Below are 21,646 nucleotides of genomic sequence, written 5' to 3'. Positions count from 1 at the left end.
GCGTAACCTGCCGCAATGGGTATCGCGATCAAGGGCCGAGGTTCCACGTCCCACCTTGCCGGGCGCTTTGAAAGCACCGTCAGCGAGGCGGTGGACGACGGCTGGGCAGTTGATGAGAGCGAGGAATTCCTCGCCCCACGTCTGCGCACTGAAGTACGTGCCGAGACCGCACGCAGCATCATCAGCCGCAACACCTCACCGGACGTCGGCTTCAGCCAATCGGTGAATCCGTACCGCGGTTGTGAGCATGGCTGCTCCTACTGCTTCGCGCGCCCCTCGCACGCCTATCTGAACCTGTCGCCAGGCCTGGACTTCGAGACCAAGCTGTTCGCCAAGACCAATGCGCCGCAGCTGCTGCGCAAGGAGTTGTCGAAGCCGGGTTACGTGCCGCAACCGATCGCGCTGGGCATCAACACCGATGCGTACCAGCCGATCGAACGCAAGTTCAAGCTCACCCGCCAGCTGATCGAAGTGATGCTGGAAACCAAGCATCCGTTCTCGCTGATCACCAAGAACGCACTGGTCGAGCGTGACATCGATCTGCTCGCACCGCTGGCGGCGGAGAACCTGGTCAGCGTGCATTTCTCGGTGACCTCGCTGGACCCGCATCTCTCCGCAAAGCTGGAGCCACGCGCGTCGGCGCCGCATGCACGGCTGCGTGCGATGAAGCGCCTGCATGAAGCGGGCATTCCGGTCGGTGTGATGGTGGCGCCGGTGATTCCGTGGATCAACGACAGCGAACTGGAAGCCGTGCTGGAGGCCGCGCATGATGCTGGCGCCAGCACCGCAGGCTACGTGCTGCTGCGCCTGCCGCTGGAAGTGGCCCCGCTGTTCCGCGATTGGTTGGACACCCATCATCCCGATCGCGCCGCGCACGTGATGAGCACCATCCAGCAGCTGCGCGGCGGCAAGGATTACGACAGCCAGTTCGGCACCCGCATGCGTGGCCAGGGCGTGTATGCCGATCTGTTGAACAACCGCTTCAAGCTGGCGCGAAAGCGTCTCGGCTTCAATGCGCAGAACAGCCATTGGCCGAAGCTGGATTGCAGCCGGTTCGTGAAGCCGCTGACGCCGAAGAAGGATTCGCCGCAGGGAAGTCTGTTCTAGAACGCTGGACCGCTGCCCGGCTTACCGGCAACAATCTGCGCTTGGCCGGATGGCCTGCAAGCCAGGGAGGGATGCAGATGGATGACCCAGGATCCGTGACAGTGCGATGCCGTTCGCTTGACGACGAATCGGTTCGCACATGAAGCGCTCACATGCCTTCAGCTGTGGTGCATTTCTGCTTTTCTGTGGTACCGATGCAGAGGCTGCCCGTGCGTTTGTGGTTGAAGACGCTGCCATGCGCGCCCCCACCTGCCTTACGGTCGAGCCGCGCCAGCGGCTCTTCGCTTGTCACCAGATCGTTGCCGGGGACAGCCGAGTGATCGGGCTGAGACGATTCCGCTCGTCGTGGAGGACCGACCGTTCCACCTTCAGCAAGCTCACGATCCAGCTCCCCGCTGATGCGAAAGCAGGCGACCGGTTCTCTGTCCCAAATGATCGAGTACGGATGTTCCATAGCAGAGGGTCCAGCGCGTTTGCCGGAAAGACGGGCTGCTACGCAGTGCCGGTCGCAGGGCAGATTACCGTGGTTTCCGCAGGAGACTTCGGCATCGAGGTCCAGGTCGATGCAACGTTTCGCTCTGCAAGCCCACTGCAATGGCCGGGAGAGTGCGAGGCACCGACCACAGTGTCAGAGCATCTGAGAGCCCAGCCATTGTCTCTGGAGCAGCTTGATGCATGGACGGGAGTGCATGATCCGGAGGCATCCCCCTTCGAACAGGCACACCCCTCCAGACGTTCGCGCAACTGAATCCGCATGAACGTGCTGTACATGATGAAACGCACTCACTGCTTCCACGCCAGTGGTCTCCTTCTCTACCTTGCGAGCGTGCAGGTGGAAGCTCGCTCCATTCACGAATGCATCATCGTTCCGCAGGCCGCGATCGTCACTGACATGCCGGCTGGCCTGGACGAGTTCGAACAGCGTCTGTGGGTGGCAGATACAGGTCAGAGGGTGCGCAAGGGCACCGATACCCTCCTTCTGCTGCGCCTCTTCTCGGAGTCGCCAGGCGTGATCGACTCCCAGCAGTACATCAAGATCACAGGCAGCTTGAAGCGATACGCGCCCTCGTCGGAAGGGACGCCGGAGGTAGTGGATGCACGCCTCACCAGTGGCGGCGCGGGCTTTGTGCACAAGGGAGACAACTGGCTGTCCGATTCAGTCGACGTAGAACTACATCAGCCGCATGAGCGCGATAATCGGATGGAAGTCAAAGTGACGGCTGTCGGGTGGAACAGTTATCGAAAAGAAGACCGTTCCTTCTATCTCCAGTTCACCTGTCAACTGAAGGAAATCCCTGTCGAGAAGCTCAGTGCCTGGCAAGGAGGAAACGACGATCTCTGGGGATCCTTTGGTCCCACCCGATAGCCGGGTGGAACTGCCTGCATGCAATCACTTCTGCGACGACTGGCAATGCTGAAAATAGAAATTTATTCCCTGAGGTTCTAATCACGACTGGACGAGGATGCGTTCTTCTCCAGGTTGAACCAGATTCCGGGCGTGGTGTCTGTCGAAGGTATGAGAGAGTTGATTTCGCTGTTCCAGCGCTATGGAATAGACATGCGCCAGCTGCGGAAACTGGAGACGGGAGAATTCAGCTCATGGATGCGGAACAGATCCGCCTACTGGTTCAAGTCGATGTATCCGGACCCGTGAGCACATGACATGAGGATCATCTACTGGCTGGGCATCGCGTTCCTGTGGATGCTTCCGTTGAACGTTCTGTTGCTGACGGGCGGCAAGCCGATCTCCGGCGACGCGCTTGGAGAAGAAGAGCTCGTTGGTTTCGGTGTGGCGGTGTTCGGCGCTGTGGCAGGCGGGATTCTCTATCGCCGTCGCCCGCGGTAGCGTCGAGCCCGCCCGACTCTATCTGGAGCGAAGTCGAGCAAGCTGGACTCTATTTGCCACGGCCGCTTGCAACAGCCAATCTGAGGCTGATGGCTTTCGGGTTCTGGAAGCTGCAACAGCTAGCATGGAAAGCTTGGAGTTACGCGTACTGGCACCGCGTTCTGAGGGAAAATGCTGCCTCTTCTGACATCGATTCTCGGCGGCAGTACCGCGGAGGCAAGAGCGGAAAGAGGAACCTCATGCCGGTAATCCGTACATGCAAGAAGATCATGATGCCGCAGATGTCGGGACAGAGAGTCTAGACGGCCAGTTGTCGAGCATTGGTCCATGCATTGCACACGGGGGAATGATGAAGTTCATACTTTGGGCACCTGTAGTGATATTTGCCCTGTTGTCGTTGAGAGCAACTGTCTTCGTCGTCTATCAAGGGGTAAGTGGATCTCCTTTCGCGGAAGAGGAAATCACTGTCGCTGGGGTTGGGTTGGTCTGCGGCTGGATTGCCTGGGTCATGTACAAAACCCTGATCAGACCGTGGAGGAAGCCGAAGCCCTAATGTAGAGCTGGAGTTGGTGGAGGTATCAACTATTCCGCCGGCGGTGGAACTTCCACTGAAATTGGTATTGGAATTGGCGGCGGTGCATCACCGGGTGAGCTGTCTAAGAAGGATGGCGATTGGGGGAATGGTTGGTGAAGAAGAAATCATTGGCTCATTTGCTTCTATACGCTGTGATTGCGGCCCTGATAGGCGGTACCTATCTTTCAATGTTTGGATCCATCGGAGGTGGCGATTGGACCGGAAAGCCAACAGAAGCAGAACTGCGCGCTGCTACCGATACCTTTGAACTCCCTTCAGGGGTCCATCCCACGAACGTTAAGTTCTTACCGAAGGTCACGTTCCTGGGGGCCGTCTTCGACGCCGAACTCGAATCTGATCCAGAGCAGATCGCCGCTTTCTTCATCAAACAAGCCGCAGAGAAGCGGTGGCGACTGCAGAAAGACAAACGGCAGCGCCATTACAGATTGATGGTCTTCTGCGAGGATCGCCTGGCACGCTCGGTAGAGCTGACGACAAGAGGCAGTACGGTGAAGCTCTATGGAGGAACCTACTGGGACTCGGACAGGGGCGGCGACTACTACTGCTCTCCTGAGGCCCGGTAAACCACCGACGGCATAACGAACTTGCCTGGATATCGGCTCCAATCGGGAGGAGTACGATGACCTCACCGTCCCCCAAACAACTTCTGCGCGCTCTGGAACAGGATCCAACTCGTCGCGATGAACTTGTCCCCCCCCTGCGGCCTGTTACCGCGATGGGTATGGGTAAACGCCGTCGGCGCAATCAGCAGGCTGCCGGTGCGTGGTGCGATCTTCCGCCCCTGGAACAGGAACTCGGTCTCGCCCTCTTCAAATTCGTCGTTGAGGTACAGCGTCCACAGCACGTGCCGGTGCAGGGTCTCGGCCTGCGCATCCTTGGGGTACAGCTCGCAGTGCCAGTACGGGTAACCGCCCTCGCCCGCCGCATACCACTGCAGGTTGATGGCGCCCGGGCGCAGGCAGGTGCGGGCCAGGTCGGCCAGCTGCTGCTGCGGCATGTCAGGGAAGTCCTCGGCAGACAGGCGTCGCGGTTGGCCGTTGCTGTCCTGGATCTGCAACATCAGCGGCGCAATCAACGCCTGTGGATAACGGCGTAGATAAGTCAGCAGGCCGTTGAACACCGCGTGCTGCAGCTGATGGTCCACATCCTGCCAGCCATCAAGGCCGCTGATGCGCAGATCCTTGCTGTGCTTGAGTTCCGGGAACACGCCACTGCCCACGGCACCGGGCTGCAGGCCACGCGCCGCCCGCATGCGCTCGACGATCGCCGCGCAGACCTCGCTGGGGACCGCGTTGTGGATGACCTCGATGAAATCGACCGGGCCCTGCTCGTGCATGCGTGCATTCCTTAGGCGGCAACGGCTTGATGGTGCCGTTTGCCGCCCTCGGTGTCACCCCACGGTCATGTCATCGTTCTGCCATGACCGCTGTCAGGCGATAGGCCGTCAGCCCTGTGCGTTGTCGTGTGCGTGGTGGTAGCGCACGGCTTCGGCCACTTCCTCGCGCGAACCCAGGAACACCGGCACGCGCTGGTGCAGCTGGTCGGGCTGGATGTCGAGGATGCGCTCGCGGCCGGTCCAGGCGGCGCCGCCGGCCTGTTCGACCAGCAGGCCCATCGGGTTGGCCTCGTACATCAGGCGCAGCTTGCCGGCCTTGGACGGATCCTTCTTGTCCCACGGGTAGATGAAGATGCCGCCGCGGGTCAGGATGCGGTGCACGTCGGCGACCATGCTGGCGATCCAGCGCATGTTGAAGTTCTTGCCGCGCGTGCCTTCCTTGCCCGCCAGCAGATCACCGACATAGGCCTGCATCGGTGCTTCCCAGTGGCGCTGGTTGGACATGTTGATCGCGAACTCCTGGGTAGCCGCCGGAATCTGCATGTTCTCGGTGGTCAGCACGAACTCGCCCTTCTCACGGTCCAGGGTGAAGGCGTGGGTGCCATGGCCGACGGTCAGCACCAGCTGGGTGCTGGGCCCGTAGATGCAGTAGCCGGCGGCGATCTGCTTGCTGCCCGGCTGCAGGAAGGCGTCGTCGCCCGGCAGTTCGACATTGGTCGGGCAGCGCAGCACCGAGAAGATGGTGCCGACGGAGACGTTGACGTCGATGTTGGAGCTGCCGTCGAGGGGATCGAACAGCAGCAGGAAATCACCGCGCGGGTAGATGTCCGGCACCGGCTGGCTGTGGTCCATTTCCTCCGAGGCGCACGCGGCGAGGTGGCCACCCCAGGCGTTCGCTTCAAGCAGGATCTCGTTGCTGATGACGTCCAGCTTCTTCTGCGCCTCGCCCTGCACGTTACCGGTACCGGCATCGCCCAGCACGCCACCGAGGGCTCCCTTGCTGACGGCGATGGAGATGCTGGTGCAGGCGCGGGCGACGACCGCGATCAGCTGGCGCAGGTCGGCGTTGATGCGGCCGGCGTGCTGTTCCTGGATCAGGAAGCGGGTCAACGAAGTACGGGACATGAGCGGGCAGGTCTCGGCAGCGGGAAAACGCCTATTGTCGCCCGTATGGCGGGGCCGTGCGTGAGCGCGGGAAGGCGTAATCGTTTCCAGATGCGTTGCGCTCGTGGCGCCTTCCTTTTGTCGAGCCTCCCCCTCCCGCGCGCTTCAGGGTTCGCCGCGAGCGCGGTGGGGATGGCAAAGGCAAGAGCAAAAGCAAAAAAACAAAGGCGCCTTTCGGCGCCTTTGTCTTCAAGCTACTGGAGCGTTGTTTCAGCCCTTGGCGACGGTGGCCACGGCCTTGGCGACGTATTCCAGGTTGTTCTGGTTCAGCGCGGCCACGCAGATGCGGCCGGTGCCGACGGCGTAGATGCCGAACTCGTCGCGCAGGCGCTCGACCTGCTCACGGCTCAGGCCGGAGTAGGAGAACATGCCGGCCTGCTCGTTGATGAAACCGAACTGCGGTGCACCGGCAGCGGCCAGCTTCTCGACCAGGCCCTGGCGCAGGGCGTGGATGCGCTCGCGCATCTCGGTCAGCTCCTGCTCCCACATCGCACGCAGTTCCGGGTTGGTCAGCACGCCGGCCACCAGCGCGGCACCGTGGGTGGACGGGCTGGAGTAGATGGTGCGGATCACGCGCTTGACCTGCGACTGCACCGCCTTGGCGTCAGCGGCGGTCGGCGCCACCATCGACAGCGCACCCACGCGCTCACCGTACAGCGAGAACGACTTGGAGTACGAGTTGGCGACGATGAAGCTGTCGATGCCGGCTTCGGCGATGATGCGCACGGCGGCGCCGTCCTGCTCGATGCCCTTGTCGAAGCCCTGGTAGGCCATGTCGATGAAGGGGAACAGCTGCTTGTCCTTCAGCAGCTGCGCGACCTGCTTCCACTGGGTGACCGTGAGGTCGGCGCCAGTGGGGTTGTGGCAGCAGGCGTGCAGCAGCACCACGGTGCCGGCTTCCAGCTTGCCCAGGTCGGCCAGCATGCCGTCGAAATCGACGCCATGGGTGCTCGGGTCGAAGTAGGTGTAATCCAGCACGTCGAAACCAGCGGCGCTGAACACCGCACGGTGGTTTTCCCAGCTCGGGTTGCTCAGCGCAACGGTGGCGTGCGGCAGCAGCTTCTTCAGCACGTCGGCGCCGACGCGCAGCGCACCGCTGCCACCAACGGTCTGCGCGGTGGTCACGCGGCCAGCGGCCAGCAGCGGCGAATCCTTGCCGAACACCAGCTCACGCGTCGCCTGCGTGTACGCCGGCAGGCCATCGATCGGCAGGTAGCCGCGCGGTTTGGCCTCGGCGGCGAGCTGCTGCTCGATCTGCTTGACGGCGCGCAGCAGCGGAATGCGGCCGCTCTCGTCGTAGTAGATGCCCACACCCAGGTTGACCTTGGTCGGGCGGCTGTCGGCGTTGTACGCCTCGGTCAGGCCCAGGATCGGGTCGCCTGGGACCAGTTCCACGTTTGCAAAGAAGGACACGGCGGTACTCGTTCGGTAGACGGAAAGGGGGAGGAAGTGCGCTACGCGGTCCGCGGCTTTTCGGCCGGAAACAGCCCATCGTAACAAAGCCTGCCGGGGCTGGCCGCCGCCATCGTCATCCGCGGCCCCGTACCATGGCGTGCGTTGCCGCCTGATCCATCAACCTGAATCATGAATCCCGCCGCACGACGCCGTTGCCTGCCGCTGTCCGCCCTGCTGCTGTCGCCCTGGGCGGCGGTGGCCGAGCCTGCGCCCACCGCCCTGCCTGCGGTGCAGGTACAGGCCGCCCGGGTGCCGGGCATCGATCCGTTCGCGCTGCCGGCCAGCCAGGACACGGTCTGGATCGACGCCAGCCGCGCGGGCACCGGCGCGCAGCTGTCTGAGGCCTTGGCTGGGGTCCCCGGACTGTTGGCGCGCGACCGGCAGAACTTCGCCCAGGACACGCAGCTGTCGATCCGTGGCTTCGGCGCACGCTCGACCTTTGGCGTGCGCGGGGTGCGGGTGCTGATCGACGGGGTGCCGGCGACCATGCCTGACGGCCAGGGTCAGCTGTCGCATGCCAGCCTGTTGGGCGCCGAGCGCATCGAGGTGCTGCGCGGGCCGTTCTCGGCGTTGTACGGCAATTCCTCCGGCGGCGTGCTGCAGGTCTGGAGCGCGCAGGGTCAGGCCGGCGACCCGTGGCGGTTGCGCGTGAATGCCGGCGCCGACACCACGCTCAGTGTCGGTGCGCAGCTGAAGGGTGCCGGTCAAGTGCTGGACTACAACATCGCCGCCAATCACTTCCGCACCGATGGCTGGCGGGACCATAGCCGCGCGCGCCGTGAATCGCTCAACGCACGCATCGGTGGAGAGCTGGGCGGTGGGCGGCTGGAGCTGCTGCTCAATGCGCTTGACGCCCCCGATGCGCAGGATCCGCTGGGCCTGACCCGTGCCCAGGTGGCGGCTGATCCGCGCCAGGCCTCGGCAGTCGCGCACCAGTACAACACCCGCAAAACCGTGCGCCAGCAGCAGGCCGGCCTGCGCTGGACCCGTGAAACGGGAGCGCAGCGCTGGCAATTGATGGGCTATGCCGGCCAGCGCGCGGTACGCCAGTACCTGCCGATTCCGCCGGCACCCCAGACCAACAGCCCGCTGCATGCCGGCGGCGTGATCGATCTGCAGGGCGGCTATGGCGGGCTGGACGCGCGCTGGGGCTGGCACGGTGATCTGGCCGGGCGACCGCTGGACCTGGTAGCCGGGCTCAGCGCCGACCGCCAGCGTCAGCACCGCACCGGCTTCGAGAACTTCATCGGCAGCGCCCTGGGCGTGCGTGGGCGGCTGCGTCGTGACCAGATCGACGTCGTGCAGAACGTGGATCAGTTCGCCCAGGCCTGGTGGCAATGGAGCCCGCGTTGGTCGCTGCTGGCCGGGCTGCGCCACAGCGCCGTGCGATTCGAATCGAATGACCGCTACATCGTCGGCGCCAACCCCGACGACAGTGGCCACCGCCGCTACCAGGCGATCACGCCTGTGGCAGGCGTCAGCTTCGAGGCCAGCCCGCAGTGGCGGCTGCACGCGGCCGTGGGGCGTGGTTTCGAGACCCCCACCTTCAACGAACTGGGCTATCGCGCCGACGGCCAAGCCGGGCTGGCACTGGATCTGGCCGCCGCGCGCAGCCGCTCCATCGAGGTTGGCAGCAAGTGGCACGCACAGGATGGCAACCAACTCGATATCAGCCTATTCCGTGCAGATACCGACGACGAGCTGGCCGTTGCCAGCAATATCGGCGGACGCAGCACCTACCGCAACATTGGCCGCACCCGCCGCCAGGGGCTGGAGCTGCAGTACCGACAGCCGCTGGCCGAGCACCTGGAACTGCAGCTGGCGTGGACCTGGCTGCAGGCGCAGGTGCGCTCGCCGTACCTGACCTCGAACACCCTGGTCGCTGCAGGCAGCCGCCTGCCCGGCGTGCCGCGCCAGCAGGCCTTCGCCCGATTGCAGTGGAGCCCGGCCGATTGGCAGTGGGCGCTGGAGGCAACGGCCAGCAGCGATACCGTGGTCAATGACGTGGCCACCGAGCGCGCGCCGGGCTACGCCCTGCTGCACCTGGAAGCCGGCCGTCGATGGACGCTGCCGGGCGGCGAGCTGCGCGCCTTCGCCAGACTGGAGAACGTGCTGGACCAGGCCTACATCGGCTCGGTGATCGTCAATGACGGCAATGGTCGCTTCTACGAGCCGGGACCGGGACGGCGAGCCAACGTCGGCCTGCAATGGTCGTGGCGTTGAGTTGGTAGTGCCGGCCGCTGGCCGGCATCGCGCCGCGCAGGGCGTCAGGGGGTTGCCGGCCAGCGGCCGGCACTACCGGTCAGTCGGGGGCCTTGGCTGGCACGAACGGCGAGGTCGGGTCGCTGGCCGGGAAGGTCTCCTCCAGCGCCTCGTCCTGGTTGTCGCTGGCGCGCTGCTTGCGTTCACGGCGCTTGAGCGGGCTCTCCTGGCCACCGCGATGGCGGTCGCCGCCATCCTTGCGGTCCTGGGCCGCCTGTTCAGCCTCGTGCTTCACCGGCAGGTGGTCGTGCTCGGCATCGAAGAACGGCGCGCCGGTGCCGCGGTAGTCGGCGTTGTCGGCATCGCGCTTGCCGCGCTGCTCGCCGGGAATGGGCGGGTGGTTCACCCGCAGCGGGTCTCGCGAGGTCTCTCGGCTCATGGTCTGGTACCTGCCCTTGGGGGGATTCCACTACACCGCTCCGCAGGTAAAGCCGTTGCGAACCTGGCGTCATGAACATCTCGCTCACCCCCCGGTAACGGCACCGCGCGTATTCCTGCCCACCCGCCCCCGCTGCAGGAGCCGGCCATGCCCCGTCTTGAACGACCCGCACCGTCCGTGTTCAACGCCCTGCTCGATCCGCTCGGCCAGCGCAGCGCGCAGCGCCGTACGCGTCGCCATGAAGACCCCCAGGCGGTGGCGCAGGACTACCTGCAGTACATGCTCAGCGACTACGAGGAGCGCCGCGGGCAGAGCCACCGGAACTGGCGCGACCTGTGCCCGGTGTATGCCTTCGCGTTGACCACGCATGCTGCGGATTGGCCACGCGGTGATGCCGCCGATACCTGCGAGGAACTGGCCGAGCACTGGGAACAGATGCGCGGGCAGTCACGCTTGGGCTGGTCGCAGGCGCGGCCGGTGGTGGAAGACGCCTGGCGCGCGCTGGACCATATTCCGGCGGCGGCGGTGAGGCCGTTGCTGCAGTAGTGCCGGCCGCTGGCCGGCAACCCCAGGAAACTTCAGGCCGCGAGCTCTGCCGGCCAGCGGTCGGCACTACCGCATCTGCGTAGAACCCACGTGCACGGTATCGACACGGGTGGTTTACACCGCCCATCCGAAGCTGGATGCCCTGCCCCGCCAAAGGTACGCCCATGGCCCGCCCGATCTGGACCGGCACGCTGTCGTTTGGCCTGCTCAACGTGCCGGTGTCGCTGATGTCCGGCGAACGCAAGGTTGACCTGCAGTTCCGCATGCTCGATTCCCGCGACCGCAAGCCGATCCGTTTCGAACGGGTCAACGCCGACACCGGCGAGGAGGTGCCCTGGAAGGACATCGTCAAAGCCTATGAGTACGACAAGGGCAGTTATGTCGTGCTGGAGGAAGGTGATATCCGCTCGGCCGCGCCTGAAAGCCACGAAGCGGTGGAGGTGGAATCATTCGTGGATGCGGCGCAGATCGACCCGCGCTATTACGAGAAACCGTATCTGCTGGTGCCCGGCAAGAAGGCCGAGAAGGGCTATGTGCTGCTGCGCGAAACGTTGCGCAGCACCGGCAAGGTGGGCATCGCGCGGGTGGTGGTGCGTACGCGCGAATACCTGTGTGCGGTGATGCCGCATGAGGACGCACTGGTGCTGATGATCCTGCGCTATCCGCAGGAACTGGTGGATCCCGAGGACTACAAGCTGCCCACCGGCAAGCTGTCCGACTATCGCATCACCAGCAAGGAAACGGCGATGGCCGAGCAGTTGATCGAGTCGATGGCCGGCGATTGGGATCCGTCGCAGTACCACGATGAATTCCGCGAGCGCCTGCAGCAGGTGTTGAACAAGCGCATCAAGTCCAAGGGCGGCACCACGCGGGTGGACGATGAGCCGGCACCGCGCGAGGACGCCAGTACCAATGTGGTCGACTTCATGGCGCTGCTGCAGAAGAGCCTGGATGCGAACAAGCGAACGCCAGCGAAGAAGGCCGCAACGCGCAAAGCAGCCGCTAAGTCGCCAGTGAAGAAGGCCGCAAAGAAGACAACGAAGAAGGCTGCAAAGAAGACCGCACCCCGACGCAAGGCGGGGTGAGCCATGTCGTTGCACCAGTATCGGCGCAAACGCCGGCTTGGCGGTGGCGCCGGGCAGACAACGGAGCCCGACGACACGCCCGCACCGGGCGACCCGAAGCAGCGGCCGACCTTTGTCATCCAGCTGCACCATGCCAGCTCGCGTCACTATGACTTCCGCCTGGAAATGGACGGCGTACTGAAGAGCTGGGCGGTGCCCAAGGGGCCTTCCCTGCGCGTCGGTGAAAAGCGGCTGGCCGTGGAAGTGGAAGACCATCCGCTCTCCTACGCCGGTTTCGAGGGAGACATTCCTGAAGGCCACTATGGTGCGGGCCACGTGGAAGTCTTCGATCACGGCACCTGGGCCTGTGAAGGCGATCCACTGCAGGCACTGGCGGCGGGCAGGATCGACTTCGTGCTGCATGGACAACGCCTGGCCGGTGGCTGGAAGCTGGTGCGGACCGCGATGAAAGGACGCCAGGTGCAGTGGCTGTTGATCAAGCGCGGTGACGGGGAAGCGCGCGACGCGGAGGCGGATGACCTGCTGACGGCACCGATGCCGAAACGAACACCTGCGGCGAAGAAGCGTTCCGCGGACAAGACGGCGCGAGCTGCACCCGTCGCACGCACGGCCACACGCAAGGCCGATGTGCGCTGGCATGCACGCGCGCTGCAACTGCACGGCGCACGTGACGCACCCTACCCGCATGCATTCAAACCGCAGTTGACCGATCATCGCGACAGTGCGCCGGACGGCGACCGCTGGCTTCACGAGATCAAGTGGGATGGCTATCGCCTGCTGGCGGATCTGCACAATGGCGAGGTCAAGCTGCGCTCCCGCAATGGTCTGGATTGGACCGATGATTTTCCCGAAGTGGTGCAGGCCGTGCAGGCGCTGCCGGTGCGCGATGCACGCCTGGACGGCGAACTGGTGGTGCTGGACAAGGAAGGACGCAGTGACTTCGCAGCGTTGCAGCGGGTGATCGACGGCAGTTCGAAGCAACCGCTGCGCTACATCGTGTTCGATCTTCCGGGCATGGCTGGAGCGGATATCAGTCGTGCGCCGTTGCTGGAGCGCAAAGCACTCCTGAAAGAGCTCATTGGGCCGGCGCCTGGCACCCTGGCCTTCAGCGAGCACGTGATCGACCATGGCCCGCAGGTGTTCGTTGCCAGTGGCAAGGCCGGATTCGAAGGCATCGTCAGCAAGCAGGTGGATGCCCCGTACGTGAATACCCGCGCGCGCAGCTGGGTGAAGGTGAAGCACGAAGACACCGATGAGTTCCTGATTGTCGGCCACACGGCACCCAAGGGTTCACGGGTGGGGTTCGGCTCGCTGCTGCTGGCGACGCCGGACAAGGGCGGCTTGCGCTATGTGGGCCGCGTTGGCACCGGTTTCGACGACCAAAGCCTGCGCGCGCTGCTCAAGGCACTGCAGCCGTTGGCGGTGAAGACGCCCGTGCTGCAGCTGCCGGCGCATGTGCCGTTCCGCGCTGCCAGCGTACGCTGGGTGAAGCCGGTGGCGGTGGCCGAGGTGGCCTTCCGTGGCTGGGGCAAGGAAGGCCTGCTGCGCCAGGCCAGTTTCAAGCGACTGCGCAGCGACAAGCAGAAGGAGGACCTGGGAATGAGCACCGCAGACACCGAAACCGGAGGCGAGGTCGAGATCACTCATCCGGAGCGGGTGGTGTTTCCAAGGCAGAAACTGCGCAAGGGTGACGTGGCCGACTACTACCAGCGCATGGCGCGCTGGATCCTGCCCGAGATTGCCGGACGTCCGCTGTCACTGCTGCGCTGCCCGGACGGCGTGGGCAAGGCCTGCTTCTTCCAGAAGCACCATGGCCCCGGCCTGGGGGACGCGGTACATGCGGTACCCCTGCAGCAGAAGAGCGGCCGCGAGGATTACGTCTACGTCGACGATGCGCGGGGCCTGCTGCAGCTGGTGCAGATGAACACCCTGGAACTGCATCCGTGGGGCGCGACCGTGGCCGATCCCGAGCACCCGGATCGTCTGGTGTTCGATCTCGACCCCGGCGAAGGGGTGAGCTGGGCACAGGTGAAGGCCGCTGCGCGCGATGTCCGTGACCGCCTGCAGGAGGTGGGCCTGCAGAGCTTCGTGCGGCTGTCCGGTGGCAAGGGCGTGCACGTGGTGGTGCCGCTGCAGCCCAAGGCTGGCTGGGACGAGGCCAAGGCGTTCTGCGAGGCGTTCGCGCAGGCAATGGCGCTGGAGCAGCCTGATCGCTACGTGGCGACGATGAGCAAGGCCAAGCGCGGCGGCGTGATCTTCATCGATTGGCTGCGCAACACACGCGGTGCCACCAGCGTGTGTTCGTGGTCGCTGCGCGCGCGCGATGCTGCCGGCGTGGCGGTGCCGCTGCGCTGGGAAGAACTGGCCCGGGTGAGCGCGGCCGACGCGTTTCCGATGGCCAAGGCGCTGGCGCGCGCTAAGCGGCTGAAGGGTGACCCATGGCAGGGCATCGCGCGGTTGAAGCAGAGGCTGCCGTCGCTGAAGCGGTAGTGCCGGCCGCTGGCCGGCAACCTCGGCCATCCTGAAGTTGCCGGCCAGCGCCCGGCACTACCTGCATGCGCTCAGCGCAGATCACGCGAGGGGCGGCGCCCGAACCACCAACCGACCAGCAGTTGCAACGGCAGCGATGCCAACAGCGAAATGACGAACCAGAACGGGAAGTCCGCACCCGCCGTCCACATCGCGTAGCCACAGCCCAGCGCGATCAGCGACCAGATCGAGAACCCGTGTGAACGCGGCCAGCACGGTGCGTAATAGGTGGCGAAGGAAATGCCGGCGACGCCACCGAGTACGCTGAAGGCCAGGTCCCACCCCAGCTGCACGCTGTTGCTGTCCGGCGACAGGCCCAGCAACGGCGGCAGCCAGCCGGCGACGCTGCTGACCAGCGCAAGCGACAGCACGCCGCCGATCAGGGCGACGATGGACAGGAACAGGGTCTTGAGCAGGCCAGGCATGCGCGTATTGTACGGCTGCCACAGAGTGCCCGCGTTGCCGGCCAGCGGCCGGCACTACCGAACCGACTGGGGTTTTGCCGGCCGGCGGCCGGCACTACCGATGGATCGGCATGGCCGCCATGCCCGTGGGAGAGGGGTACGGAGCAGCGGCGGCCATGCACAGGCAGTCAGGCGGCGAAGTCGAGCACCACGCGGCCTTCGATGGTGCCCGCGTGCATGCGCGCGAACACGTCGTTGATGTTTTCCAGGCGGTCGGTGCTGACCGTGGCTGCGACCTTGCCTTCGGCGGCGAACTGCAGTGACTCCTGCAGATCCAGCCGGGTGCCGACGATCGAGCCGCGCACGGTGATGCCGTTGAGCACCATGCCGAAGATGTCCAGCGGGAAGTTGCCGGGCGGCAGGCCATTGAGCGACACGGTGCCACCGCGGCGGACCATGCCCAGAGCCTGTTCGAACGCCTTGGGCGACACTGCGGTGACCAGGGCGCCGTGCGCACCGCCGATCTCCTTCTTCAGGAATGCGGCCGGATCGGTGGTACGCGCGTTCACGGTGATCTGCGCGCCGAGCTGCCGGGCCAATGCCAGCTTGTTGTCGTCCACGTCCACCGCAGCCACGTTCAGGCCCATCGCACGGGCGTACTGCACCGCCATGTGGCCCAGGCCACCGATGCCGGAAACCGCCACCCAGTCCCCGGGCTTGGTGTCGGTCACCTTCAGGCCCTTGTAGACGGTCACGCCGGCGCACAGCACCGGCGCGATCTCGACGAAGCCCACTTCCTTCGGAAGCAGGCCGACATAGTTGGCATCGGCCAGTGCGTACTCGGCGAAGCCGCCGTTGACCGAGTAACCGGTGTTGCGCTGCGTCTCGCACAGCGTTTCCCAGCCACCCAGGCAGTGTTCGCAATGGCCACACGCCGAGTACAACCAGGGGATGCCGACCCTGTCGCCTTCCTTGACGTGCCCTACCCCGCCTCCCACGGCCACGACGTGCCCCACGCCCTCGTGGCCGGGGATGAATGGCGGGTTCGGTTTCACCGGCCAGTCGCCCTCGGCGGCGTGCAGGTCGGTGTGGCAGACGCCACAGGCCTCGATCCTGACCAGCACCTCGCCCGCCCCCGGGCGCGGTACCGAGACTTCCTCGATGACCAGCGGCTTGCCGAACTCGCGTACGACGGCGGCCTTCATGGTGGATTGCATGTTCGGATCTCCGCAGTGCGCTTGCCCACAGAATGACGCCGGCTCGAGGCCGGCGCTTTGATCACGATCAAACCTTTGAAGATCCGTGCAGCAGGTTCAGCTGGCCAGCACCGATGCTTCGCGCGCCAGTCGTTCGATGGCGTCCCAGTCACGGGTCTGCAGCAGCGCCGGGGTGGTCAGCCACGAACCGCCCACGCACAGCACGTTGGGCAGGTGCAGGAACTGCGGCGCGGTCTGCGCGCTGATGCCACCGGTCGGGCAGAACCGCACGTCGGCAAACGGGCCGTGCCAGGCCGCCAGCAACGCAGCGCCACCGGCCTGCACCGCCGGGAAGAACTTGAAGGTGTCCGTGCCGTGCTCCAGGCCCAGGATCAGGTCCGAGGCGGTGGCGGCACCGGGCAAGTACGGCAGGTCGGCATCGCGCGCGGCGGCATACAGCGCCGGCGTTGCACCGGGCGACACCGCGAAGCGCGCGCCGGCCTGCTTCGCCGCCTGCATCTGCGTGGCGTTGAGCACGGTGCCGGCGCCGATGACAGCATCGGGCACGGCCTCGACCATGGCCTTGATCGCATCCAGCGCCTGCGGCGTGCGCAGCGTCACTTCGATCACCGGCAGGCCGCCGCGGAACAGCGCCTGGGCCACTTCGACCGCCTCATTCACATCTTCGGGGGTGTACACCGGAATCAACGGTGCCAGCTTCAACAGCGCGCGCAGGCGCGGATCAGCGCTGGACATGGTCTTGCTCCTTGCCCGATGGGGCATCGCGGATCGCCGCCGGGTCCGGCAGCGCAGCGGCGCATGATGCCATGCACGCTGCGAAGGTGCTGGTACCCTGCCCTGCGGCGGATTCAGACTGCGTCGGCCTGCAGTGCCTGGATGCGGCGTTGGTACCAGTCACCCCCAAGCGGGTCGAACACCGCCGAACGTTCCATCGGCGCTTCGTATACATGCACCGAAATGGCCAGGGCTTCATCGCTGGCATTGCGCAGGGTGTGGTATTCGTGAGGTGGAATGAGGCTGCCGGCGCTGCCGCAGCCGCCGCGCAGCGCGGCGTGGCGTCGGAAGCGCCAGCGTTCGCCGGCGCACTCCAGCAGCTCGTAACGGGTGATCTCCAGTTCCCCCAACCACACGCCCTCCACACACCACATGGCATCGTGGTCGTGCAGCGGCGTGCCCTGCCCTGGGCCCCAGCTCATGGCAATCACGCTGTAGCCGTGTTCCTGGCTGTGGTACAGCGGGCGTCGCGCGTAATGATCACTGACCGGACGGTGCACGCATTCGGGTAGCTCGATGCGGCTGTCCGCGATGGCTTCCTGCAGCGCCAGCTGCAGATCGGCGGTGATGCGCCCGGCATCACCGGAGGTCATCGCCGCGTCGACTGCGGCGATCAACCGGTCGCGGCCACGGAACGCCGGAAACGGAGAAGTCTGCAGGTCCATGCCCCGACTGTAGCGGAGCATGGTTAAGGGAATGTTGGTGTTCGCGCGCGTGGCACCCGCATTCATGGCAAGCACGCGTGAAAAACGGTTCAGATGCAAACGCAGTAGAGCGATCACAATGGAACCTCACGCGGTGGAACGTGTCGAACACGGTCTGTGCCGCTCCAGCTGCGACATTCCGCAACTTCGCGCCCAACGGGCGCAAGGCTAGAATTCTCCGACTTACCTGGTTCTATACATGTCAGTGCGAAATATGAGCGATGCCGCGTTGCCGGCATCGAAAGGCAAGGCTGCCACGATCAACGACATCGCACGACTGTCGGGAGTTTCCAAGAAAACGGTTTCAAGAATCATCAACAACTCGCCGCTGGTGCGCAAAGACACCCGCGACAAGGTCGAGGCGTTGATGCGCGAGGTCGGTTACGTGCCCGACCCCCTGGCGCGCGGACTCGCGTTCCGCCGCTCCTTCCTGATCGGCCTGGTGTACGACGACCCCGGCGCTCAATGCATTGTCGACCTGCAGCACGGCGCGCTGGAAGCGCTGCGCGGCACCGGCTATGAGCTGGTGGTGCATCCTTGCGACAGTCAGGACCCGGAGTGCGCGCAGGGCGTGCGCCGCTTCGTGCAGCAGCAGAAGCTGCATGGGGTGATCCTCGGCCCACGTGCATCCGAATCGGTTGCACTCGCGCGAATGCTGGACGACATCGACTGCCGCTACGTGCGGATCAACGCGCATGCGTCGGAAGAAGATGTGCAGGCGGTGGTCACCCACGATCGCGATGGCGCGGCAGCAGCAGCGGGCTACCTGCTCTCGCTCGGCCACCGCGACATCGCGGTGATCGCCGGACCGGGTGACCGGCGCGCGGCGCGTGAGCGTACCCATGGCTTCCTTGACCGGTTGGCCCAGGTGGGGCTGACCTTGCCGGGCGAGCGCGTGCTGGAAGCGGGCGACACCTTCGAATCCGGCGTGCATGCCGCCGAACGGTTGCTGTTGGGTGAACGCCGCCCCAGTGCGATCTTCGCCGGCAACGACGAGATGGCGGCCGGTGTCTACCAGGTCGCGCTGCGTGCGGGTATTGCCGTGCCACAGCAGCTGTCGATCGTCAGCTACGACGACAGCCCGCTGGCCTCGCGGCTGTGGCCGCCGCTGACCTCGGTGCGCCGCCATGTGTCCGATATCGGCCGCGTGGCCGCGTCGATGCTGGTGCAGGCCGACGTGCCGGATGCGCCGACCGCAACCAGCGTGCATCCGCAGTTGATGGTGCGCGGTTCCTGCCGGGCCGTGGACGCCTGACTGCCCTGCCCTCGCCGCGCCGCTGCAATGGCGCAGGCAGGCAACAACGAAAACGGCGCATCCAGGTGCGCCGTTTTCCTTTCAATGCGAAGCGCTGTACGCCGTGCGCTTACACGTCGCCGCCGTCGGCCCAGCCTTCACCGGTGCCCTTCTGGAACACGCGGTCATCGCCCTGCACATCGCCTGCCGGCAGATGCGCCTGGCTGGCCAGTGCCGCGTAGATCGGGGTGAAGTCCGGCGACGTCGCCTGCATCAGCTGTTCGAAGCTGTCGATGACGAAGTAGGTCTTCTGGAAGGTGTCGATGCGGTACTTCGTGCGCATGATCCGCTGCAGGTCGAAGCCGATGCGGTTGGGCGCGGCCGATTCCAGCGAGTACAGCGACTCGCCCTTCGACGACACGATGCCGGCGCCGTAGATGCGCAGGCCTTCGGGCGTATCGATCAGGCCGAACTCCACCGTGTACCAGTACAGGCGGGTCAGGTTCTGCAGTGCATCCGGGCCGATCGCGTGGGCTTTGACGCCGCCACGGCCGTACGCCTCCATGTAGTCGGCGAACACCGGGTTCATCAGCAGCGGCACGTGGCCGAACAGATCGTGGAACAGGTCCGGCTCGGCGATGTAATCAATCTGGTCCGGGCGACGGATCCACCAGGTCACCGGAAAACGGCGATTGGCCAGGTGGTCGAAGAAATCCAGTTCCGGCAGCAGGCCTTCAACGCCGACCAGGGTCCAGCCGGTGGCGGCGCCCAGCACTTCGTTGAGCTGGTCGAAGCGCGGAATCATGTGCGCGCTCATGCCCATCTCGTCCTGTGCATCCAGGAACTCCTGGCAGGCGCGGCCGACCAGCAGCTCGCGCTGGCGCTGGTACAGCGTGCTCCAGGTGGCGTGGTCGTCGGCGGTATAGGTGTCCCACGGCTGCTCGACGAGCGCGGTGGTGTACACCGGCACGTAGCCCTTGTCGGTCTGCTGGTGTTCGACGCGGCGGGGCTGGGCGAGGTCCATGGGGCACTCCTTGACGGGATGCCTACGATGCTAGGGCAGAGCACGCGCAACAGGGTTGCAAAAGTTGCGCCCGTTGGCCCTCTTGGCGCAATATCCTTGCGTACTCACCATGTTGCGGGGCAACAATGGCCGGAGAAGTCCAGTTTGATCGCACGGATATACGCCTGCTGGCTGAAATCCAGCGGGATGGGCGCGCCACCAACGCCGAACTGGCGGCGCGGGTGAATCTTTCGCCTTCGGCCTGCCTGCGGCGGTTGCAGCGGCTGGAAAGCGAGGGTGTGATCGTCGGCTATGGCGCGCGGCTGGAGCCGCGGCAGCTGCGGCTGGGCCTGCAGGCCTTCGTGCGCGTGCAGCTGGAAAAGCACGACCAGGCCGCCATCGGCCACTTCGTGGACAGCGTGCAAGCGTGGGACGAGGTGGTGGCCTGCCATGCGCTGACCGGCGACATGGACTACCTGCTGCACGTCTACGTGCGCGACCTGGAGCACTTCTCGCGCTTCCTGCTGGACCGGTTGCTCAACGCCGGTGGCGTGGCCGATGCCAATTCCAGCTTCGTGCTGCGCACGGTGAAGGGTTTCCAGGCATTGCCGCTTTCGCAGCTGGAGTCCTGAGCGGCCACCGGGCATGCCCGGTGGCCAGGCATCAAGGGATCAGCACTTGTCCTTGCGGCCCATCAGCTTGCCCAGGCGCGAGGCTTCCTCGCACTTCGGTGCGGCTACCGGTGCCGGTGCCGCTGCGGCGGCGCGTGCGCGCTGCAGCTGCTGGATCCTGGCGCGGATCTGCGGCATCGCGGCCATCGCGGCCTTTTCGCCTTCCAGGATCGCCGTGCCGCGCTGGCTGAAATCGGCAGCGCCGATGTCCAGCACCTTCGGCCGGATGACGATGTCGGCGCGTGCCAGTTCCTGTTCGCCCAGGCGCTGGCCCATGATCGAGATGGACTGGTTGACGATGCCCAGCATGTCGGTCGGCGCCTTGCCGCTGGCCTTGCTGGAGATGTCCACGGCGATCACGAAGTCGGCGCCGAGCTGGCGCGCGGCATCCACCGGTACCGGGCTGACCACGCCGCCATCGATGTAGTTGCGACCACCGATCTTCACCGGTTCGAACACGCCGGGAATGCTGCTCGACGCACGCACCGCCTGGCCGACGTTGCCGCGCACGAAGATCGCGCGCTCGCCGGTTTCCAGCTGGGTGGCGACGGCGGCGAACGGCTTCTTCAGGCGTTCGGCCGGACGGTTGGCAACCTGTTCGTTGACGTAGTCCTGCAGCTTCTGGCCCTGCACCAGGCCACCGGAGAACAGCCGCACGTCGCGGATGCTGGCTTCATCCAGCGCCACCGCCTTGCTCTGCATCTGGAACGCGTCCATGCCGCTGGCGTACAGCGCGCCGACCACGCTGCCGGCACTGGTGCCGGACACCACCGCCGGTTCGAAGCCATTGGCCTCCAGCATCTTGATCACGCCGATGTGGGCAAAGCCCTTGGCCGCGCCACCGCCGAGTGCGATGCCGATCTTCACCGGCTTGGCCTGTGGCACCACGGTCGGCGCCGGCGGCGGCGTAGGGCGGACCGGATCGCCACCGCAGCCGGCCAGCAGGCCGATCAGGGCGACGGACAGCAGCATGCGGGGGCGGAACAGGCTCATCGGCAGTGCGCTCGCGGCGCCGGATTCAGGAAAGGGCGCCAGCATACCGAAGCCGTGGCGGGGCGGGCAGGGTGGGAAATATCGCCCATTCATAAAGGTAGTGCCGGCCGCTGGCCGGCAACCATAGGGAAACTGGCAACGGTCCATGGGGCTGCCGGCCAGCGGCCGGCACTACCGGGATGCGCGCCAAGGTCCATGGGGTTGCCGGCCAGCGGCCGGCACTACCGGGATGCGTGCCAAGGTCCATGGGGCTGCCGGCCAGCGGCCGGCACTACCGGGATGCGTGCCAAGGTCCATGGGGTTGCCGGCCAGCGGCCGGCACTACCGGGATGCGCGCCAAGG

General features: G+C 65.4%; 21 protein-coding genes. 10 read left to right on the top strand and 11 right to left on the bottom strand.

The window, feature by feature from the left end:
• Positions 1–15: 15 nt before the first annotated feature.
• The gene (locus AC5P5R_RS17130; protein ID WP_049395276.1) at positions 16–1,107 is read left to right on the top strand and encodes a PA0069 family radical SAM protein; all 1,092 of its coding nucleotides are present in this window, start codon (positions 16–18) and stop codon (positions 1,105–1,107) included.
• Positions 1,108–1,255: 148 nt separating this feature from the next.
• On the opposite strand, the gene AC5P5R_RS17125 is transcribed toward AC5P5R_RS17130, so the two are convergent.
• Positions 1,256–1,561, bottom strand: coding sequence for a hypothetical protein (locus AC5P5R_RS17125; protein ID WP_134945559.1), 306 nt, complete (start codon positions 1,559–1,561; stop codon positions 1,256–1,258).
• A 300-nt stretch (positions 1,562–1,861) separates the two neighbouring features.
• Between AC5P5R_RS17125 and AC5P5R_RS17120 the strand changes: the two genes are divergently transcribed.
• The 3 genes from AC5P5R_RS17120 to AC5P5R_RS17110 all read left to right on the top strand — a co-directional run bounded on the left by AC5P5R_RS17120 (position 1,862) and on the right by AC5P5R_RS17110 (position 4,111).
• Positions 1,862–2,473 (top strand): hypothetical protein, encoded by a 612-nt coding sequence (locus AC5P5R_RS17120; protein WP_224119318.1) that lies wholly within the window; start codon positions 1,862–1,864, stop codon positions 2,471–2,473.
• Between the two features lie 297 nt (positions 2,474–2,770).
• Positions 2,771–2,953, top strand: coding sequence for a hypothetical protein (locus AC5P5R_RS17115; RefSeq protein WP_049461435.1), 183 nt, complete (start codon positions 2,771–2,773; stop codon positions 2,951–2,953).
• A 687-nt stretch (positions 2,954–3,640) separates the two neighbouring features.
• Positions 3,641–4,111, top strand: a complete 471-nt coding sequence (locus AC5P5R_RS17110; protein ID WP_224119319.1) for a hypothetical protein — start codon at positions 3,641–3,643, stop codon at positions 4,109–4,111.
• A 62-nt stretch (positions 4,112–4,173) separates the two neighbouring features.
• Here the strand turns inward: AC5P5R_RS17110 and AC5P5R_RS17105 are convergent, their stop codons facing one another.
• From AC5P5R_RS17105 to AC5P5R_RS17095, 3 genes are all read right to left on the bottom strand, one after another.
• Positions 4,174–4,884, bottom strand: coding sequence for a 2OG-Fe(II) oxygenase (locus AC5P5R_RS17105; protein WP_049461425.1), 711 nt, complete (start codon positions 4,882–4,884; stop codon positions 4,174–4,176).
• Between the two features lie 108 nt (positions 4,885–4,992).
• Positions 4,993–6,009: a class 1 fructose-bisphosphatase gene (locus AC5P5R_RS17100; protein ID WP_012478654.1), complete on the bottom strand. Its 1,017-nt coding sequence runs from the start codon at positions 6,007–6,009 to the stop codon at positions 4,993–4,995.
• Between the two features lie 249 nt (positions 6,010–6,258).
• Entirely contained in the window at positions 6,259–7,461 is a 1,203-nt protein-coding gene (locus tag AC5P5R_RS17095; RefSeq protein ID WP_043035284.1) for an amino acid aminotransferase, read from the bottom strand.
• 171 nt (positions 7,462–7,632) lie between these two features.
• Between AC5P5R_RS17095 and AC5P5R_RS17090 the strand changes: the two genes are divergently transcribed.
• On the top strand, positions 7,633–9,726 hold the full coding sequence (locus tag AC5P5R_RS17090) for a TonB-dependent receptor family protein (protein WP_099498292.1): 2,094 nt from the start codon (positions 7,633–7,635) through the stop codon (positions 9,724–9,726).
• A 79-nt stretch (positions 9,727–9,805) separates the two neighbouring features.
• Here the strand turns inward: AC5P5R_RS17090 and AC5P5R_RS17085 are convergent, their stop codons facing one another.
• Positions 9,806–10,144 carry a hypothetical protein gene (locus AC5P5R_RS17085; RefSeq protein WP_043035286.1) on the bottom strand — a complete coding sequence of 113 codons (339 nt, stop codon included), beginning with the start codon at positions 10,142–10,144 and terminating at the stop codon, positions 9,806–9,808.
• Between the two features lie 147 nt (positions 10,145–10,291).
• Between AC5P5R_RS17085 and AC5P5R_RS17080 the strand changes: the two genes are divergently transcribed.
• The 3 genes from AC5P5R_RS17080 (at position 10,292) to ligD (ending at position 14,265) form a co-directional block, all read left to right on the top strand.
• Positions 10,292–10,690, top strand: coding sequence for a hypothetical protein (locus AC5P5R_RS17080; RefSeq protein ID WP_012478657.1), 399 nt, complete (start codon positions 10,292–10,294; stop codon positions 10,688–10,690).
• A 164-nt stretch (positions 10,691–10,854) separates the two neighbouring features.
• Entirely contained in the window at positions 10,855–11,775 is a 921-nt protein-coding gene (ku, locus tag AC5P5R_RS17075; RefSeq protein WP_005411774.1) for a non-homologous end joining protein Ku, read from the top strand.
• Positions 11,776–11,778: 3 nt separating this feature from the next.
• Complete coding sequence (gene ligD / locus AC5P5R_RS17070; RefSeq protein WP_099498229.1) at positions 11,779–14,265, top strand: DNA ligase D; 2,487 nt, start codon at positions 11,779–11,781, stop codon at positions 14,263–14,265.
• Between the two features lie 71 nt (positions 14,266–14,336).
• Here ligD and AC5P5R_RS17065 read toward each other — a convergent pair whose 3' ends face one another.
• The 4 genes from AC5P5R_RS17065 to AC5P5R_RS17050 form a co-directional block, all read right to left on the bottom strand.
• Positions 14,337–14,729 carry a hypothetical protein gene (locus AC5P5R_RS17065; RefSeq protein WP_005411776.1) on the bottom strand — a complete coding sequence of 131 codons (393 nt, stop codon included), beginning with the start codon at positions 14,727–14,729 and terminating at the stop codon, positions 14,337–14,339.
• 167 nt (positions 14,730–14,896) lie between these two features.
• Complete coding sequence (gene adhP / locus AC5P5R_RS17060) at positions 14,897–15,925, bottom strand: alcohol dehydrogenase AdhP (protein WP_005411777.1); 1,029 nt, start codon at positions 15,923–15,925, stop codon at positions 14,897–14,899.
• Between the two features lie 96 nt (positions 15,926–16,021).
• A complete protein-coding gene (gene eda, locus AC5P5R_RS17055; protein WP_100438160.1) occupies positions 16,022–16,660 on the bottom strand; it encodes a bifunctional 4-hydroxy-2-oxoglutarate aldolase/2-dehydro-3-deoxy-phosphogluconate aldolase in 639 nt (212 codons plus the stop codon).
• 113 nt (positions 16,661–16,773) lie between these two features.
• Positions 16,774–17,364 carry a cysteine dioxygenase family protein gene (locus tag AC5P5R_RS17050; RefSeq protein WP_005411799.1) on the bottom strand — a complete coding sequence of 197 codons (591 nt, stop codon included), beginning with the start codon at positions 17,362–17,364 and terminating at the stop codon, positions 16,774–16,776.
• Positions 17,365–17,602: 238 nt separating this feature from the next.
• On the opposite strand from AC5P5R_RS17050, the gene AC5P5R_RS17045 reads away from it, so the two are divergent.
• Complete coding sequence (locus AC5P5R_RS17045) at positions 17,603–18,658, top strand: LacI family DNA-binding transcriptional regulator (protein WP_100438159.1); 1,056 nt, start codon at positions 17,603–17,605, stop codon at positions 18,656–18,658.
• Between the two features lie 109 nt (positions 18,659–18,767).
• Here the strand turns inward: AC5P5R_RS17045 and phhA are convergent, their stop codons facing one another.
• Positions 18,768–19,661 (bottom strand): phenylalanine 4-monooxygenase, encoded by an 894-nt coding sequence (phhA, locus tag AC5P5R_RS17040; RefSeq protein ID WP_033833531.1) that lies wholly within the window; start codon positions 19,659–19,661, stop codon positions 18,768–18,770.
• Positions 19,662–19,786: 125 nt separating this feature from the next.
• On the opposite strand from phhA, the gene AC5P5R_RS17035 reads away from it, so the two are divergent.
• Entirely contained in the window at positions 19,787–20,272 is a 486-nt protein-coding gene (locus AC5P5R_RS17035) for an Lrp/AsnC family transcriptional regulator (RefSeq protein WP_005411782.1), read from the top strand.
• Positions 20,273–20,311: 39 nt separating this feature from the next.
• On the opposite strand, the gene AC5P5R_RS17030 is transcribed toward AC5P5R_RS17035, so the two are convergent.
• Complete coding sequence (locus AC5P5R_RS17030) at positions 20,312–21,304, bottom strand: patatin-like phospholipase family protein (protein WP_005411784.1); 993 nt, start codon at positions 21,302–21,304, stop codon at positions 20,312–20,314.
• Positions 21,305–21,646: the final 342 nt, after the last annotated feature.

This window comes from Stenotrophomonas sp. YJH_SMC_19 (genome assembly GCF_059367915.1).
Note: the sequence above shows the minus strand (reverse complement) of the source record. Positions and strands in the feature narration are given on the sequence as shown.